Annotated in this window: 14 protein-coding genes; 8 read left to right on the top strand and 6 right to left on the bottom strand. The window is 64.5% G+C overall.

Annotation, left to right across the window (positions count from 1 at the left end; translation table 11 throughout):
* Window positions 1–22 precede the first annotated feature (22 nt).
* On the bottom strand, window positions 23–952 hold the full coding sequence (locus G455_RS24000; protein ID WP_035366702.1) for a LysR family transcriptional regulator: 930 nt from the start codon (window positions 950–952) through the stop codon (window positions 23–25).
* 109 nt (window positions 953–1061) lie between these two features.
* On the opposite strand from G455_RS24000, the gene G455_RS23995 reads away from it, so the two are divergent.
* Window positions 1062–2069 (top strand): YeiH family protein, encoded by a 1008-nt coding sequence (locus G455_RS23995; RefSeq protein WP_205620471.1) that lies wholly within the window; start codon window positions 1062–1064, stop codon window positions 2067–2069.
* A gap of 46 nt (window positions 2070–2115) precedes the next feature.
* Here G455_RS23995 and G455_RS0112495 read toward each other — a convergent pair whose 3' ends face one another.
* Entirely contained in the window at window positions 2116–2883 is a 768-nt protein-coding gene (locus tag G455_RS0112495; RefSeq protein ID WP_028094021.1) for a GntR family transcriptional regulator, read from the bottom strand.
* 112 nt (window positions 2884–2995) lie between these two features.
* Between G455_RS0112495 and G455_RS0112490 the strand changes: the two genes are divergently transcribed.
* Window positions 2996–3532, top strand: coding sequence for an NAD(P)H-dependent oxidoreductase (locus G455_RS0112490; RefSeq protein WP_028094020.1), 537 nt, complete (start codon window positions 2996–2998; stop codon window positions 3530–3532).
* Window positions 3533–4393: 861 nt separating this feature from the next.
* Window positions 4394–5062, top strand: a complete 669-nt coding sequence (locus tag G455_RS25610; RefSeq protein WP_161629392.1) for a TetR/AcrR family transcriptional regulator — start codon at window positions 4394–4396, stop codon at window positions 5060–5062.
* Between the two features lie 71 nt (window positions 5063–5133).
* On the opposite strand, the gene G455_RS0112480 is transcribed toward G455_RS25610, so the two are convergent.
* Window positions 5134–7347 carry an NADP-dependent isocitrate dehydrogenase gene (locus G455_RS0112480; protein ID WP_028094019.1) on the bottom strand — a complete coding sequence of 738 codons (2214 nt, stop codon included), beginning with the start codon at window positions 7345–7347 and terminating at the stop codon, window positions 5134–5136.
* A gap of 342 nt (window positions 7348–7689) precedes the next feature.
* Between G455_RS0112480 and G455_RS0112475 the strand changes: the two genes are divergently transcribed.
* The gene (locus tag G455_RS0112475) at window positions 7690–10032 is read left to right on the top strand and encodes a Tex family protein (protein WP_028094018.1); all 2343 of its coding nucleotides are present in this window, start codon (window positions 7690–7692) and stop codon (window positions 10030–10032) included.
* 69 nt (window positions 10033–10101) lie between these two features.
* Here G455_RS0112475 and cueR read toward each other — a convergent pair whose 3' ends face one another.
* Together cueR and G455_RS23985 are read right to left on the bottom strand one after the other, a co-directional pair.
* The gene (gene cueR / locus G455_RS0112470; protein WP_028094017.1) at window positions 10102–10509 is read right to left on the bottom strand and encodes a Cu(I)-responsive transcriptional regulator; all 408 of its coding nucleotides are present in this window, start codon (window positions 10507–10509) and stop codon (window positions 10102–10104) included.
* Window positions 10510–10519: 10 nt separating this feature from the next.
* Entirely contained in the window at window positions 10520–13030 is a 2511-nt protein-coding gene (locus G455_RS23985; protein WP_035366683.1) for a heavy metal translocating P-type ATPase, read from the bottom strand.
* 161 nt (window positions 13031–13191) lie between these two features.
* On the opposite strand from G455_RS23985, the gene G455_RS0112460 reads away from it, so the two are divergent.
* Complete coding sequence (locus G455_RS0112460; protein ID WP_028094016.1) at window positions 13192–13389, top strand: heavy-metal-associated domain-containing protein; 198 nt, start codon at window positions 13192–13194, stop codon at window positions 13387–13389.
* Between the two features lie 156 nt (window positions 13390–13545).
* Here the strand turns inward: G455_RS0112460 and G455_RS0112455 are convergent, their stop codons facing one another.
* Window positions 13546–14361 carry a fructosamine kinase family protein gene (locus G455_RS0112455; RefSeq protein WP_035366681.1) on the bottom strand — a complete coding sequence of 272 codons (816 nt, stop codon included), beginning with the start codon at window positions 14359–14361 and terminating at the stop codon, window positions 13546–13548.
* A 102-nt stretch (window positions 14362–14463) separates the two neighbouring features.
* Between G455_RS0112455 and G455_RS0112450 the strand changes: the two genes are divergently transcribed.
* The 3 genes from G455_RS0112450 to arsJ are packed head-to-tail and all read left to right on the top strand — an operon-like array spanning window position 14464 to window position 17557.
* Window positions 14464–15306 (top strand): arsenate reductase/protein-tyrosine-phosphatase family protein, encoded by an 843-nt coding sequence (locus G455_RS0112450; RefSeq protein ID WP_028094014.1) that lies wholly within the window; start codon window positions 14464–14466, stop codon window positions 15304–15306.
* A complete protein-coding gene (locus tag G455_RS0112445) occupies window positions 15303–16301 on the top strand; it encodes an ArsJ-associated glyceraldehyde-3-phosphate dehydrogenase (RefSeq protein WP_028094013.1) in 999 nt (332 codons plus the stop codon). The genes G455_RS0112450 and G455_RS0112445 overlap by 4 nt, the downstream gene beginning before the upstream one ends.
* Window positions 16298–17557 (top strand): organoarsenical effux MFS transporter ArsJ, encoded by a 1260-nt coding sequence (gene arsJ / locus G455_RS0112440; protein WP_028094012.1) that lies wholly within the window; start codon window positions 16298–16300, stop codon window positions 17555–17557. The genes G455_RS0112445 and arsJ overlap by 4 nt, the downstream gene beginning before the upstream one ends.
* The last annotated feature ends 8 nt before the right edge of the window (window positions 17558–17565 follow it).

Raw genomic sequence — 17565 nt, 5'->3', positions numbered from 1 at the left:
CTCCGTCATCCGAATGCCCGATCTATAGCCGGCTCCGCCCCCCGGTGACGAGAGGCTTTGCCCCCTCTCCCCCGGTCAGTAGATCAAGAAATGCTGCCGCTGCCCGGGTGCGGTGGCGGTCAGGATGGCTGAGCACCCGAAACTCCCGGCGCGGACGCGGCGCCCAGGTGATCCGGCGCAAGGCCAGGCCTGCCGTCCGGCTTTGCCGCACCGCCCGCCAGGACAGCATCGACACGGAAGAGCCGGCACGAATCGCATTCAGGATCGCTTCGTTCGACGGCAGTTCAAGAACGACATCCGCCTCGCCCTCAGCCAGCCCCATGGCCACCAGATGCGCCTCCATCACCGTCCGGGTGCCGGATCCCCGCTCCCGCATCAACCAACGCAGACCACGATAATCCGCCGCCGTCATTCGCGGCTTTCGCGCCAGAGTGTGATCACGCGGCAGCACCATCAGCAGTTCATCCCGCGCCAACACCCGCTGGCGCAGCTCTGACGGCGGCAATTCCCCTTCGACAAACCCCAGATCGGCGCTGCCTTCCGCCACCGCACGGGCGGCGTCTTCAGTGTTCCCCGATCGCAACGTCAGACCGACCCTGGGGTAGAGATCGTGCATCCGCGCCAGATAGCGCGGCAACCAATAGCTGGCGATGGTCTGACTGGCCGCGATCCTGAGCTGACCGCGCGTCTCCTGCGCCAGATCCATCAGCGTCAGCCGGGCGGTCTCGGCCTCGTTCATCAGCACGCGGGCGGCGCCGATCATCACCTGCCCCTCTTCAGTCAGCACGATGCCACGCCCCACGCGGTCGAACAGCCGGACGTCATATTGCCGCTCGAGCGTCGAGATCGCGGCAGAGACCGCCGATTGCGTCAACCCCAGCCGATCGGCGGCACGGGTAACGTGACAAAGCTCGGCCACAGCCAGAAAGATGCGGATTTGTTCCAATGTCATGATCGAATGATAAGAAAAATCGAACGATATGACAAATTCAATCCGTTGGATTGATGGTTTGACAGGCGTCATCTTCCAGCCAGCAGAAACCGGCCAGAGAGGACCCGCCATGACCGAGCACACCGCCACCCCCGCCAAGACGCTCGACCTCTGGCCGCCTCTGCCCGGACTGCTGGCCAGCGCCGCGCTGGCGCTCGCCGCGACGCTGGTCTGGCAGGTGACAGGCAAGCCCGCCCTGTTCAGCCCGATGGTTCTGGCCATGGTCGCGGGTATCGTGCTGCGCAATACCACCGGGCTGCCCGAGACGCTCAGCCCGGGTACAGCGCTGTCGATGAAACCGGTGCTGCGGCTGGGGATCATCTTGCTGGGCTTCCGTCTGACGCTGGGCGATCTGATCGCAGTGGGGCCGGCCGGGCTGGCGATGATCATCACGGTGCTGTTTTCGACCTTCTTCCTGGTCCGTTTCCTTGGCCGTCTGCTGGGGGTCGGCGACAAGCTGAGCGAGCTGATCGCCGCCGGCACCTCGGTCTGCGGCGCCTCTGCCGTCCTGGGGGTGAACACGGTGACCCGCGGCAGTGACGAGGATGTCGCCTATGCCATCGCCTGCGTCACCATCTTCGGGTCGCTCTCGATGCTGCTGTTCCCGGCAATGATGCCGCTGACCGGCTTTGACGATCACGCCTTCGGGCTCTGGACCGGGTCGGCCCTGCACGAGGTCGCGCAAGCCGTCGGCGCCGGTTTCTCGGTCAGCGACACCGCCGGAGAGACCGCGACCATTGCCAAGCTGACCCGGGTGATGCTGCTGGCGCCGCTGATCCTCGGCCTCGGCCTGGCCCGCAACGTCGAGGGCGGCGCACAGAAGGCGCCGATCCCCTGGTTCGTCTTCGGCTTTCTGGCAATCGCGGCGCTGAATTCGGTGATCACGCTGCCCACCGAGCTGCGTAGCGCGCTGCTCACCGCCTCGACCTTCCTCCTGACCATGGCGCTCGGGGCGATGGGAATGGAGACCCACCTCAAACGTCTGCTGCACAAGGGGCCGCGGCCGCTGCTGCTGGGGGCGATCGGCTGGATATTCATTGCCAGCGCCGGCGCACTTGGCACCAGTCTGATCCGCTGAGCGGCAGTCCGGACATCCGCCCGCCCGATCAAGTCAGACGGGCGGGTCACTGCAATTCGTTTACATAACGGTGCTGCGCCGTATTGGCATGATGCAGCGCTGTGATCACCGGCCGATTGTTCTGGTCATAGACCGTCGCTTCAATTAGCAGCACCGGAGCGCCCGGCTCCAGCCCAAGCTCTTCGGCAATCTCCGGTGACGCAGCAACGGCGGCCAGCTTTTCGCGCAAGGCCGAAATCTTCAAACCGCCGGTTTCGACCAGATACCCATAGATCAGCCCCGGCATGTCTTCGGCGGTGCGCGGCAGGGCCGGAAAACGGGCGACGGGGATCACATAAAGATCCGTCATAACCGGCAGCCCACCCACCGTGCGCAGCCGCGCAATCCGCAGCACCTCCTCTCCCGAAGACAGCGACAACGCCGCCACCTCTGCCTCCGATGCCTCCCCCAGAGAGACCCGGGGCGGCTGCACCTCGGCCTGCAGCAATCCTCCGTCGAGACTGTGCAGCCGGAAGTACCTGAGCAGAAATCGCAGGCTGATCTGCGGCGGTCTGCCGGTGACTACGGTGCCGGTCTTGCGCCGGCGCGCCAAAAGCCCTTCCCGGGTCAGATCATCCAGCGCCCGGCGCAGGGTTCCCACGGCAACACCGAAACGCTCTGCCAGATCGACTTCATTCGGCAGGGCGAAGCCTGCCGGCCAACGCCCCGCAAAGATTGCCTCTGTAATCTGATCCTTGACCACCTCATAAAGAGGCACGCCCCGCACCACCCTTTGCGTCGGCCAGAGATCGGTGTCAGAAGAGTCATCCGTCATGCAGATTCTTGCCCCGATATTTCATATATAGTATATATAAATCAGACACCTCTCAAGCTCCGCAGAGCGGCGCCCCAACCTCCTCCGCCAGCTTCAGGACGAACAGTTCACCATGACCGAGCCTCTTAATCTCTTCGCCTTTAGCGGCAGCCACAGCAGCAATTCGAAAACCGCAATTCTGATCGACGCTGTGGTGGAAGAGATCGCCCGGACCCTGCCCATTCGGGTCACCTCGGCCAATATCGCGCCATTCATGGACAACCCGCTCGGCCAGCGCCGCAAGGATCTGCCCGAAACGGCCCGCGCCATTCTGGATGGCATCGAAAACGCCGATCTTCTGGTGATGGGGTCTCCGGTCTACAAGGGCTCCTATTCCGGCGCCTTCAAACATGTGATCGACATGATCGAACCCGAGGGGCTGCTGCACAAGCCGGTGCTGCTCTGCGCCGCCGGCGGCGGGCAACGACATGCACTGATGGTCGAACACCAGCTGCGCCCGCTGTTCGGCTTTTTCGGCGCCGCCTCGGCGCCAATCGCCATCTACGCCAGCGCTGCCGATTTCACCGAAGACAAGATCACCGACCCAGCGCTGCAGGACCGGATCCGTCTGGCCGTCAAAGGCTTCGCACAGATGGTCAACACCATCTGAACGTCATTGCCCCGATGATCGCCCCCGGTCGAAACCGGGCTCAGCTTAACCAATGTCGGAACAGTCGGCACGGGGACCGACGGGGCATGCGTTTTCAGGAGTGACCGGCCCGCCAAGGCGGAGCCCCGGAGATGAGAGCCCCCGGGGACGGGTGTCCCCGGCATGTCCCGCGGCGCCTCGGGCGATAGCCGCCCCCGGCCCAACACAAGCAAAGCGCCTGCTGTGACCCTGCCGCCGCCTCTTGTCACCTTCCAGCATTCACCGCTGCCGCATTCCATTTATGCCTTGGCAGAAAAGCCTTCCCCGAAATCTCTCTGCGATTCCAAAGGAATCACCGCAGAATTTTCCCCACCAGAGAATACCAGAGGCCAATCATTTCGCCCGGAAACCAAGCGGGCCGATTACATTCAAATCCAAGAATGTAAATAGACATATCGAACCTCCTTCTTTCCTTTCCTTCGGCAGAAATTCAATACTTTTCAAGGCATAACATTGCCTCTTCCCGGAGGGCAAGAATCTCCCCAGACACGAAAAACACAAAAGATGGGGCAACCCCATCTATTCAGAATAAAAAATTTCAGGTGACAACAATTAACAGGAACCTTTTTCCGAACAACAGAAGAAAATTTCATCCAAGACAAAACAATAATACTTTTTTCAAATTTCAAGCGGGATTATGCTTGCATCAATTAAACGTTAATGTCCCCATAGAAACACCAACGCACCCCAGACACGGGTCGCGGGTTGGGGAACGTCACCTTCGCATGGGTCATGACGTTTGGGTCACCCTTCCCCTCTCTTGTCCAGGCTTGCCTGCTCGGAGAGGAGGAAAGGCTGGCCCCTTTTAAAAAGATAAATAACATGCTGCACGTATGGGGACACGCTTTGAACACGAAACGCCGAAGCCAAACAGAAAGAACAGAGCACACGCAAGCCGCCTTGGTAAACGCAACCGTCGATCTGCTGAAAGAACGTGGAATGCGCGGAGCGACGGTGCAGGAAATCTGCCGCAGGGCCCATGTAACGACCGGCGCAATCCAGCACCATTTCGGATCAAAGACCGGCCTGATTGCCGAAGTGGTCAAATCGCTTTTCCGCCCGTTGACCAACAGCATCGCCTCCTCTCACGCCCACGGTGGAAGCCTGGAGGAGCGAGTGACCTATATCGTCGATCATTTCTGGTCGATCTACGGCGGAGACCGCTATTTTGCGATGACCGAAGTGGTGTTGAGCGCGCGCAACGACCCCGAGCTGATGGATTTGGTCATCGGCTATCGCAACCAGCAGCTCAGCACTTTGGAACAGCATATGTCCGAGGCTTTTCGCGACGTGGAGATGAGCCTCGAACATCTTGTCGAGAACGTGCAATGCATCGCTGACTTTCTACGCGGCTACGCATTGCGCCGCCAGTTCTTCACCGGCCACCCCATCGAAACGATCAATGACCATCAAGCGCTGGCTCACGCGCGTTCTGTGCTTCTCCAGGTGTTCCAACGCCACCGCGCCGTCGCCGCCATAGCCGCAGATTAGCTGCACGAGACAACGGAAAACGCCCGGAGAATATCTCCGGGCGCCTCCTGGTTCAGATCGGGCCTTGCGGCTTAGCCGATGATGGCGTTCAGCGTGGCGCTGGGGCGCATCGCTGAGGATTTCTTGGTAACATCGCCATGGTAATAGCCGCCGATATCAACCGGCTTGCCCTGGGCCGCCGCGAGTTCGGCCAGAATCTCGGCTTCCTTCTCGGCCAGCGCCTTGGCGATCGGGGCAAAATGTGCTGCCAGCTCGGCATCCTTGTCCTGTGCAGCCAATGCTTCGGCCCAGTAGCGGGCGAACCAATAGTGGCTGTCGCGGTTGTCCGGCTCACCCACCTTGCGCGAGGGCGACCGATCAAAGTCCAGAATGCCCTGGGTCGCGTCCTCCGCCCCAGCAGCCAGAACGGCGGCCTTGGCGTTATTCTTGACCTCTGCCAGAAAGTTCAGCGACTCGCTCAGCGCGCAGAACTCGCCCATCGAATCCCAACGCAGGTGATCCTCTTCCAGGAACTGCTGCACATGTTTCGGGGCGGACCCGCCGGCACCGGTTTCGAACATGCCGCCGCCATTCATCAGCTTGACGATCGACAACATCTTGGCCGAGGTCCCCAGTTCCAGGATCGGGAACAGGTCGGTCAGATAATCGCGCAGCACGTTGCCGGTGATGGCGATGCTGTCGTTGCCGGCGGTAATCGTTTCCAGCGAGGCGCGGGTGGCTTCACGCGGCGCCATGATGGTGAACTTGTCGGCAACGCCAGCGGCTTCCAGTGCCGGTTTCACATATTTAATGATCTCGGCATCATGGCCGCGGTTTTCGTCCAGCCAGAAGATCGCCTGATAGCCAGTCAGCCGCTGACGGTCGATCGCAAGCTGGATCCAGTTTTCGATCGGCGCCTTCTTGGCGGTGCAGGCGCGCCAGATGTCGCCGGCCTCGACGTCAAGCGAATGCAGGACCTCGCCATTGGCCAGCACGATACGGATGGTGCCGTCCGCCGGCGCCTCGAAGGTGGTCGGGTGCGAGCCGTATTCCTCGGCCTTCTGGGCCATCAGGCCGACGTTCTGCACGGTGCCGGCGGTGGCCGGGTTCAGCGCGCCGTTCTGTTTGAAGAACTCGATCGCCTCGTCATAGACGGGCGCATAGCAGTTGTCCGGAATGATGCAGTTGGTATCGGCTTCCTTGCCGTCCGCACCCCAGCCCTTGCCACCGGCACGGATCAGCGCCGGCATCGAGGCGTCGATGATCACGTCCGAGGGCACGTGCAGGTTGGTGATACCCTTGTCGGAGTTCACCATATACATGCCCGGGCGCCCGGCCACGCAGGCCTCGACCGCGGCCATGATATCGGCATTGCCCTTCACCCGCTCCAGCACGTCGCCAAGCCCCGAGTTCGGGTTGACGCCCAGCGCCTTCATCTCGTCGCCGAATTTCTCGAACACCGGCGCCAGCCAGGCCTTGACCGCATGGCCGAAGATGATCGGGTCGGAGACCTTCATCATCGTCGCCTTCATGTGGATCGAGAACAGGATGCCATCGGCCTTCGTCGCCTCGATTTCCTTGGCCAGGAAGTCATCCAGCGCCTTGGCGGACAGGAAGGTGGCATCGACCACCTCGCCCTCGATCAGCTTCCAGCCGTCTTTCAGAACGGTGGTGCTGCCATCCTTGCCCAGGAATTCGATCTTGGCCGGACCGGCCTGATCGGCGGTCAGGGTCGCGGCGACCTCATTGGCATAGAAATCGTTGCCCGGCATCGACGACACATGAGTCTTGCTGTCGGATGCCCATTTGCCCATCCGGTGCGGGTTCTTCTGGGCATAGTTCTTCACCGCCTTGGCGGCGCGACGGTCGGAATTGCCCTCGCGCAGGACCGGGTTCACGGCCGAGCCCTTGATGGCGTCGAAACGCGCGCGGATCGCCTTTTCCTCGTCGGTCTTCGGCTCTTCCGGATAATCCGGGATGTCATAGCCCTGCGCCTGCAGTTCCTTCACCGCGGCGGTCAGCTGCGGCACCGAGGCCGAGATGTTCGGCAGCTTGATGACATTGGCGTCCGGCGTCTTCACCAGCTCACCCAGCTCGGCCAGATCATCGGACTGGCGCTGCGCGTCGGTCAGCTTCTCGGGAAAGGTGGCGATGATGCGGCCAGCCAGCGAAATATCCTTGGTGCCGATGGTGACGCCGGCAGCACCGGCGAAGCTGCGGATGATCGGCAGCAGCGAAGCGCTGGCCAGTTCCGGCGCTTCGTCTACGACGGTATACACAATATCGGGGTTGGACGTGTCTGCCATGGTTCTCGTACCTTTCCTGCCTTGCTGAGGGCCTGAGATCTGAACGTTGGACCCGCGCGGGATCGCGCGGTGGCGAAATGATGCGGGCCGTCGCAATGCCGCGCGCCCAGCGCGCACCCGTGACGGTTGCAGCTCGGCGACCCGTGTAAATCACCCCGCGCCGGTAATCAATCGACACAGGCGCTGCATTTCGCCACCGTTCGCGCAAACATGGGGCCAGCGGCGGAGCGCTGCCTGTCGACCGGGCTGATCAGGCTTCCGCCGACCGTCCCCGTGCCCTCTTGGCACCCCGGCCAAACCGTGGCTAAGAAGACCTCCTGAACATGTTGAAAGGAGACGTCCTTGGACACCGCGCCCCAGACCGCTGCCCGCATCGCCCGCACCATCGCAACCGAGATCGGCGCCCGGCCCGAGCAGGTGGGTGCGGCCGTCAAGCTGCTGGACGAAGGCGCCACCGTCCCCTTCGTCGCCCGCTATCGCAAGGAGGTGACTGGCGGCCTGGACGATACCCAGCTACGCAGCCTGTCCGATCGCCTGTCCTATCTGCGCGAGATGGAGGCGCGGCGCGAGACGATCCTGAATTCGATCAAGGATCAGGGCAAGCTGACCGAGGTTCTGGCGAAATCCATCGCAGGCGCCGAGACCAAGGCGCAGCTTGAGGACATCTATCTGCCCTACAAACCCAAGCGCCGCACCAAGGCAATGATCGCGCGCGAGAACGGGCTGGAGCCGCTGGCCGATGCCATCCTGGCCGATCGCACCGCCGATCCCGAGGCGCTGGCACAGGGTTTTGTGACCGAGGCGGTGCCGACGCCCAAGGACGCGCTGAATGGTGCCCGCGACATCATCGCCGAGGGGCTGACCGAGAACGCCCAGCTTCTGGGCGATCTGCGTTCCTTCATGCAGACCGAGGCCCGGCTGACCGCCAAGGTGATCGAAGGCCAGGAGCAGGCCGGCGCCAAATTCTCCGATTACTTCGATCACGCAGAACTCTGGTCCAAGGTGCCGTCGCACCGGGCGCTGGCGATGCTGCGGGCGCAGAAGGAAGGCGTCGTCACGCTCGACATCGCGCCTGATCCCGAAACCGGTGCCGCCCGGGCCGAAACCATCGTTGCCTCCTACCTCGGAACCAAGACCGACGGGGCCGGCGATCAATGGCTGCGCAAGATCGCCGGCTGGACCTGGCGGGTCAAGCTGAGCCTGACCATGATGGTCGATCTGATGGGCGATCTGCGGGCCCGCGCGCAGGAAGAGGCGATCGCCGTCTTCGCCCGCAACCTCAAGGACCTGCTGTTCGCGGCGCCGGCCGGTGCCCGGCCCACCCTGGGGCTCGATCCCGGGATCCGCACCGGCGTCAAGGCGGCGGTGGTCGATGCCACCGGCAAGCTGGTGGCGACCGACACGATCTATCCCTTCCAGCCGAAGAACGATGTGCGGGGAGCTCAGGCGGCGATCATGGCGCTGATCGCCAAACATGGGGTCGAGCTGATCGCCATCGGCAACGGCACCGCCAGCCGCGAGACCGAAAAGCTGGTGGCCGACACTTTGGCGATGCTCCCCTCGGGCGTGCAGAAACCCACCAAGGTGGTGGTGAGCGAGGCCGGCGCCTCGGTCTATTCGGCCTCGGAACTGGCAGCGCGGGAATTCCCTGACCTGGACGTCAGCCTGCGCGGCGCGGTGTCGATTGCCCGCCGGTTGCAGGACCCGCTGGCCGAGCTGGTCAAGATCGAACCGAAATCCATCGGCGTTGGCCAGTACCAGCACGATGTCGACCAGCACAAACTGGGCAAATCGCTTGAGGCGGTGATCGAGGACGTGGTGAACGCCGTGGGCGTCGATCTCAACACCGCCTCGGCGCCGCTTCTGGCGCATGTCTCCGGCCTCGGGCCCGGGTTGGCCGAAGCGGTGGTGACCCATCGCGACATCAACGGCGCCTTCAAGTCGCGCAAGGAACTTCTGAAAGTCGCCCGCCTGGGACCGCGCGCCTTTGAACAATGCGCGGGCTTCCTGCGTATCCGCGACGGCGCGGAACCGCTCGACGCCTCCGCCGTGCACCCTGAGGCCTATGACGTCGCCCGCCGCATCGTGCAGGCCTGCGGTCGCGACATCCGCCAGATCATGGGCAGTGACGGCGCGCTCAAAGGGCTCCGGGCAGACCAATTCGTCGACGATCATTTCGGCCTGCCCACCGTGCGCGACATCTTCGCCGAACTGGAGAAACCGGGCCGCGACCCGCGCCCCAGTTTCAAGACCGCAACCTTCACCGACGGGGTCGAGGAAATCACCGACCTGCGCCCCGGCATGGTGCTGGAAGGCACGGTGACCAATGTGGCCGCCTTCGGTGCCTTCGTCGATATCGGTGTGCATCAGGACGGGCTGGTGCATGTCAGCCAATTGGCCGACCGTTTCGTCAAGGACCCGCATGAGGTGGTCAAGGCCGGCCAGGTCGTCAAGGTCACGGTGGTCGAGGTCGACGTACCGCGCAAGCGCATCGGCCTGACCATGCGTAAGGACGGTGGCGCCAGCGCGCGCGACGATCGCAACGCCCGCGGCCCCGGCAAGGACCGCCCCCGGCCCGGCGGCCCCAAGGGCAAACCGCGCGGCCCGATGTCCGCCGCCCCCAAGGGCGGCAATCAGACCGGCGCCTTGGGCGCAGCGCTGCAGGACGCGTTCAGAAAGAAGTGACCTGACACGATGTGCGGCCCGGGACGACACCCCGGGCCGCACGCACAATGTCACCCGACAAGGGGCGTTTCACCCCTTGCAGCAATGATCCTCGCCCGCCCCCAGATCCTCCAGGATCGGGCAATCGGGCCGGTCGTCCCCGGCGCAACAGGACACCAGATGCGCCAGCGTCGCCCGCATGGACTGCAACTGCGCGATCTTCTCGTCGATCCGGTGCAGATGATCCTCGGCGATCCGCTTGACGCTGGCGCTCTCGCGGCTCTCATCCTCGTAAAGCGCCAGCAGACCGCGGCAATCCTCGATCGAAAAGCCCAGGGCACGGGCACGGCCCAGAAAGGCCAGCTTGTGCAGATCGCTGTCGCGAAAGGCGCGATAGCCGTTGGCGCTGCGCTGCGGCTGCACCAGCCCGATATCTTCGTAATAGCGGATCGTCTTGGCCGGCAGCCCAGACAGGCGCGATACATCTCCGATATTCATGTCCTGATCCTTATTCAGCCACAGCCATCTGCAGGTGCCCGCCTGCCACCGACGTCCGCCGTTCGTCCAGCGCCGGGTGCACCCGGCGCAGACGCAACGCGTTCGACAGCACGAAGACCGACGACAGCCCCATCGCCCCCGCCGCCAGCATCGGCGACAGCAACAGCCCGAAGGCCGGGTAAAGCACCCCCGCCGCCACTGGGATCAGCGCGGTGTTATAACCGAAGGCCCAGAACAGGTTCTGCCGGATGTTCCGCATCACTGCGCGCGACACTTCGACCGCGTTCACCACGCCGCGCAGATCGCCCGACATCAGCACCACATCCGCCGATTCGATGGCCACATCGGTGCCAGTGCCGATGGCGATGCCGACATCGGCATGGGCCAGCGCCGGCGCATCATTGATGCCGTCGCCGACAAAAGCCAGCCCGCCCTGCTGCCCACCTTCCCCGCGCAGATCGTCCAACGCGGCGACCTTGCCCTCGGGCAGCACGCCGGCGATCACCCGGTCGATGCCGACCTCGCGGGCGATGGCCTCGGCCGTTTCGCGCTTGTCGCCGGTGATCATCGCCACTTGCAGCCCCATCTTGTGCAGCGCGGCAATCGCCTCCGCACTGCTGGGCTTGACCGGGTCGGACACCGCGATCACTGCCGCGATCCGCCCGTCAACCGCCGCATAAAGCGCCGTGCGCCCGGCCGCGGCCAGCCGCGCCTCCCCCCCCGCAAGAGGCGCGATCTCCACCCCCTCGCGCGCCATCAGCCGATCGGCGCCCACCAGAATCTCGCGCCCCGCAATCAGCGCCCGTACGCCATAGCCGGTGAAGGAGGTGAACTGGCTGACCTCCGCCAGTGCCACGCCCTCGGCCTCGGCCGCACGCACCACCGCCTCAGCGATCGGATGCTCGGATCGCGCCTCGACCGCCGCGACCAGTGCCAGCACTTCGGCCCGTTCAAAGCCGTCGGCCAGCACAAGATCGGTCAATTCCGGCCGCCCCGCCGTCACCGTGCCGGTCTTGTCCAGCGCCACGACCGAAACGCCCGAAAGCTGCTGCAAGGCATCGCCCTTGCGGAACAACACCCCCAGCTCGGCCGCGCGCCCAGTGCCCACCATGATCGAGGTCGGTGTCGCCAACCCCATGGCACAGGGGCAGGCAATGATCAGCACCGACACACCGGCGACCAGCGCCAGCGTCAGATCGGCGCCGAAGGCCAGCCAGATCAATACCGTCGCCAACGCAGCCCCCATCACCGCCGGTACGAACCACAGGGTGATCTTGTCGACCAGCCCCTGGATCGGCAGCTTGGCGCCCTGCGCCTGCTCGACCATGCGGATGATCTGGGCCAGCACCGTCTCCGCCCCCACATGGGTGGCGCGAAACTGGAAACTGCCCTGCCCGTTCACCGTGCCGCCGGTCACCGCGTCACCCGCCGCCTTGGCCACCGGCAAGGGTTCACCCGAGATCATGCTTTCATCCACATGGCTCTCGCCCTCGGTCACCTCGCCATCGACCGCGATCCGCTCTCCCGGACGCACCAGCAGCACGTCGCCCACCCGGATGGCATCGATCGCCACCTCCACCGCCTCGCCGTCCCGCAATACCCGGGCCGACCGGGGCCTGAGCCCCAGCAGTTTGCGGATCGCCGCCCCGGTGCGCCCCTTGGCCCGCGCCTCGAGAAAGCGGCCGATCAGGATCAGGACCACGATGACCGAGGCCGCCTCGAAATAGACCGCGCGCTGGCTTGCCGGCAAAAGCCCCGGCAGGAAGGTCGCCACCACCGAATAGAGATAGGCCGCCGCCGTGCCCACCGCGACCAGGCTGTTCATGTCAGGCGCGCCGCGCAGCAGCGCCGGGATGCCCTTGACATAGAACAGCCGCCCCGGCCCGATCAGCACCAGCGTGGTCAACGCGAATTGCAACATCCAACTGGTCTGCTGCCCGATGGTGGCGGCGATCCAATGATGCAGGGCCGGCACCAGATGCCCGCCCATCTCGACCACGAAGACCGGCAGCGCCAACACCGCCGCGATCAGCGCCTTGCGCGCGATCTCTCGCGCTTCGGCCTCCTTGCGCTGGCCGCGATTCTCCGCCGCCTCCGGTTCGGCCAATGTCGCAGGGTAGCCGATCTTGCCCGCTGCCGCGATCATCTCCTCCGGGCGCACCGCCCCCTCCAGATAGGTGACCGTGGCAGTCTCCGCCGCCAGGTTGACCGAGACCTCGATCACCCCCGGCAAGGCCGAAAGCACCCGGTCCACCCGCCCGACACAAGAGGCGCAGGACATTGACGCGACATTCAGCACCACGGAGGCACGCCGCGCCGGAAAGCCCAGCTTGTCGAGCGACCGTACCACATCCTCCAACCGTTCGGGCGCCTGCAGATCCATCTGCGCCCGCTCATCCGCGAGGGTGACAGAGACGTCCGACACCCCGTCAAGCCGCGACAACCCGCGCGTCACCCGCGCCACACAAGAAGCACAGGACATCCCCTCGATCGAAAGCATCACATGGTTTGGTCCGGTCATCGGTCGTCTCCCGCAGCGTCAGGTCCGCCCCTCAGATAGAGGTTCCAGTCGCTGGAGGGTCAAGGGTGGAAACCGAATTTTCTTTTTCCAACCTCCCCCCTTGACCTTCCAGCGATGGAAGGCCCCAGATCGGGACCAGATCACAATCAGGAGTCCGCACAATGAAATTCAGCGTTCCCGAGATGAGCTGCGGTCACTGCACCGCCAGCATCGAAAAAGCCATCAAAGAGGCCGACCCGGCAGCCGAAGTGACCTGCGATCTGCCCAGCCGCAGTGTCGAGGTATCGAGCAGCCTCAGTGCCGCGACCATCGCGACCACGCTCGACGAGATCGGCTTCGAAGCCAAGCCGGCCGCCTGATACCGATACCGATACCGATACCGATACCGATACCGATACCGATAACACGATGGGGGCGCCTCCTTGCATGCAATCCTGCGCCCCCCCTTTTTCTGGCCGCAAATATCCCCGCCGGAGGCACGCGCCGACAGGCGCGTTCTCCCGTCCCGGATCAGCTCAGACGCCCGCCTGCCGCAACAGCCCGTCCAGCAGCCCGGCATAGCCCCCGCCGAACAGCCGCAGATGCACGATGGCTGGCCAAAGCTGATAGATCGGCCGGCGATCCTCCGCTTCCGGTTCCAGCCGGCCATAGCCACTGAAAAAGGCCGCACCGGGAGAACCGAACAACGACAGCATCGCCAGATCGACCTCACCATGGCCGCAATAGCAGGCCGGGTCGATGATGCCGCTCAGGCGGCCATCCGCGGCCAGCACGTTGCCGGACCAGAGATCCCCATGCAGCAACACCGGCGTCAGCGCCGCCGGCAAGCGCTGCGGCAGATCGCGGGCCAGCCGCTCCAACCGCCGCGCGAAGGCCGAGGGCAGCGCCGACAGCTCTGCCAACAGGCGACGCTCGGCCCAGAACTCGGGCCAGCTCGGCAGCGGCGCATTGCGGATCGCCACCTTGCCGAAGGCGAAATCCCGCTCCCAACCATAAGCGATCCCCGGCACCTGATGCAGCCGGCGCAACGCCGCGCCAAGCTCCTGCCAGCCGATCGAGGACAGGCCGCCCGCCTTTTCCAGCGCCTCCATCACCAGCACCTCGGCGGAGGCCCCCAGAACCCTCGGCGCCGGCACCCCGGCATCACGGATGGCAATCAGCATCGCCGCCTCGCCGCGCGGATCGGGGCCGGTCTTGGCGATCACCTCCTCGCCCGAGATCAGCCGTAACCGCAGCACCCGGTTCAGATCACCGCCGGACACCGGATGCCAACCGGCCAGATCGGCGCCCAGAAGCTGCGCGGCGGCTTGTGCGATCATGTCCTGCGTCATGGCGACGGCTCTCCTGTGCCCCAGTCTGGCACAAAGGACACGCGCAGGGCGAGCACAAGATCGGGCTTGCCTCGCGATTTATATTTCATTATTTCATGAAATATGGAAAAAGAATCTCTCACCCAGCTCGCCACCCTCAGCCACCCGCAACGGATGCAGATCTTCCGCCTGCTGATGCGACGCTTTCCCGATGCGGTTCCCGCCGGAGAGATCGCCGAAGCGCTGGGGCTGAAGGCCAGCACCAATTCGGTCTATCTCGCCGCGCTGCGCGAGGCCGGGCTGGTGACGCAGATCCGTCATGGAACCTCTTTACACTACCGGGCCGAGACCGCGGCGCTGCAACGGCTGATGGGATATCTGCTGAACGACTGCTGCCGTGGGCGCCCCGACCTCTGCCCGCCCCTTCCTGTCAAAGATGGACCCGACATCATGGACCACCGGAAATATAATGTGCTCTTCATCTGCACCGGCAATTCCGCCCGTTCGATCTTCGCCGAGGCGCTGCTGCGTGGCATGGGGGGCGAGCGGTTCAACGTCTATTCCGCCGGCACCCGCCCACATTCCGAACTGAACCCCTATGCGGTGGCCCTGCTGGCCGCCAAGGGGCATGACATTTCACAACTGCGGGCCAAGAACGTGTCGGAATTCCAAGGCCCGAACGCACCGCGTATGGATTTCGTCTTTACCGTCTGCAACCAGGCCGCCAACGAGGAATGCCCGACCTGGGAGGGCCAGCCGGTTTCGGCCCATTGGGGCATGCCCGATCCGGTCACCGCTGAGGGGACCGAGGCCGAAAAGAAGCTTGCCTTCCAGCAGGCCTATGGTGGGCTGAAGAACCGCATCACCTCTTTCACCGCGCTGCCCTTCGACACGCTTGATCGCATCTCGCTGCAGGCGGCAGTCGACGGCATCGGCGCCTCGGATCTGGAGAATACCCCGGCATGACCACCTATGCGCTGAACGGCCTCGGCCGGATGGGGAAACTGGCGCTGCGCCCGCTGCTGGAGCGCGGGGCCGAGATCGCCTGGATCAACGACAAGACCGGCGATGCCGAGATGATCGCGCATCTGCTGGAATTCGACAGCGTGCACGGCCGCTGGCCCGCCAGTTTCGCCCATGACGACGCAAGCGTGAGCATCGACGGCACCCGGCTGCCGCTGCTGAACGCCGCGCGGATCGAGGATCTGCCGCTCGACGGTGTCGATGTGGTGATCGACTGCACCGGCGTATTCAAGACGGCGGAAAAGCTCGCCCCCTATTTCACCGCCGGGGTGAAAAAGGTGGTGATTTCGGCCCCGGTCAAGGATGGGGGAGCCGCCAATATCGTCTATGGCGTCAACCAGGACAGCTATGATCCCGCGACACAGCACATCGTCACCGCAGCGAGCTGCACCACCAATTGCCTCGCCCCGGTGGTCAAGGTGATCCACGAAAATCTGGGTATCAAGCACGGCTCGATCACCACGATCCACGACGTGACCAACACCCAGACCATGGTGGACCGCCCTGCCAAGGATCTGCGCCGGGCACGCTCGGCGCTGAATTCGCTGATCCCGACGACGACCGGCAGCGCCAAGGCAATCACCCAGATTTTCCCGGAGCTCACCGGCAAGCTGAACGGCCATGCGGTGCGGGTGCCCTTGCTGAACGCCTCGCTCACCGATTGCGTCTTCGAGGTCGAGCGCGAGACCACGGCGGAAGAGGTCAACGCCCTGCTCAAGACCGCCGCCGAAGGGCCGCTCTCGGGTATTCTGGGCTATGAGACCAGGCCGCTGGTCAGCGCCGATTACACCAACGATCCGCGATCCTCGATCATTGATGCGCCCTCGACCATGGTGGTGGGCGGCACCCAGGTGAAGATCTATGCTTGGTATGACAACGAATGGGGCTATGCCAACCGGCTGGTCGATGTGGCGCTGATGGTCGGGGGCGGGCTTTGACCGCGACCCGGTCCGAGCGCACCGATCGCGGGCTTGCGGCCTATATCGCGGTGACGGCGGCCTATTGGGCCTTCATGCTCAGCGATGGCGCGCTCAGAATGCTGGTGCTGCTGCATTTCCATGGGCTGGGGTTTTCCCCGGTGCAGCTCGCCTATCTCTTCGTCCTCTACGAGGTCGCGGGCGTGATCACCAACCTGTCGGCGGGATGGATCGCGGCGCGCTTCGGGTTGACCACCACGCTTTACGCCGGGCTCGCCCTGCAGGTGACGGCGCTGGTGGCGCTGACGCGGCTTGATCCCGGCTGGTCGGTGGGCCTGTCAGTGGTCTTCGTGATGGCGGTTCAGGGCGCCTCGGGCGTGGCCAAGGATCTGGCGAAGATGAGCGCCAAGTCGGCGGTCAAGCTGCTGGCGCCCAAGGGCGACGGCGCGCTGTTCCGCTGGGTGGCGCTGCTGACCGGATCGAAGAACGCGGTCAAGGGCCTGGGCTTTCTGCTGGGGGCGGCGCTGCTGGCACTGGCCGGGTTCAATGCCGCGCTCTGGGGCATGGCGCTGGTGCTGGCGCTGATCCTGATCGCGGTCTTGATCGGCATGCCCGCGGGCCTGCCCGCCGGCCGCAAAGACGCCAAGTTCCACGAAGTCTTCTCGAAGAACCGCAACATCAACTGGCTGAGCTTTTCGCGCCTCTTCCTTTTCGGGGCGCGGGACGTGTGGTTCGTGGTCGGCATCCCGATCTATTTCTATGCCGTGTTGTCGGATGGGTCGGAGGCCGGCAATCGCGCCGCCTTCTTCCTGATCGGCAGCTTCATGGCCGGCTGGATCATCCTTTACGGCGCGGTGCAGGCCAGTGCACCGAAGCTCCTGCGCGCCCGTGCGCGGGGGGAGGCCGCGCTGGTCGCCGCCGCGCGGCACTGGGCGCTGATCCTGCTACCGATCCCGCTGGTGCTGGCCCTGGCCGCCGGGCTAGCCGGGGCACCGGCGCCCTGGCTGACGGCGCTGCTGGTGCTGGGGCTGCTGGCCTTCGGCGCCGTCTTCGCGGTGAATTCGGCACTGCATTCCTATCTGATCCTTGCCTTTACCGAGGACAGCCGCGTCACCATGGATGTGGGGTTCTACTATATGGCCAACGCGGCGGGCCGGCTGCTGGGCACGCTGCTGTCGGGCCTCAGCTATCAGCTTGGCGGGCTGCCCGCCTGTCTGGGCACCGCCGCCCTACTGGTGGGGCTCAGTGCGCTTGGCGCCGGGCGACTGCGGGGCTAGGATCGGAG

Origin of the sequence: Pseudodonghicola xiamenensis DSM 18339, from assembly GCF_000429365.1 — a bacterium.
Lineage (GTDB): Bacteria > Pseudomonadota > Alphaproteobacteria > Rhodobacterales > Rhodobacteraceae > Pseudodonghicola > Pseudodonghicola xiamenensis.
The sequence above is the reverse complement of the archived record's forward strand: the minus strand, read 5'-3'. Positions and strand labels throughout refer to the sequence as shown.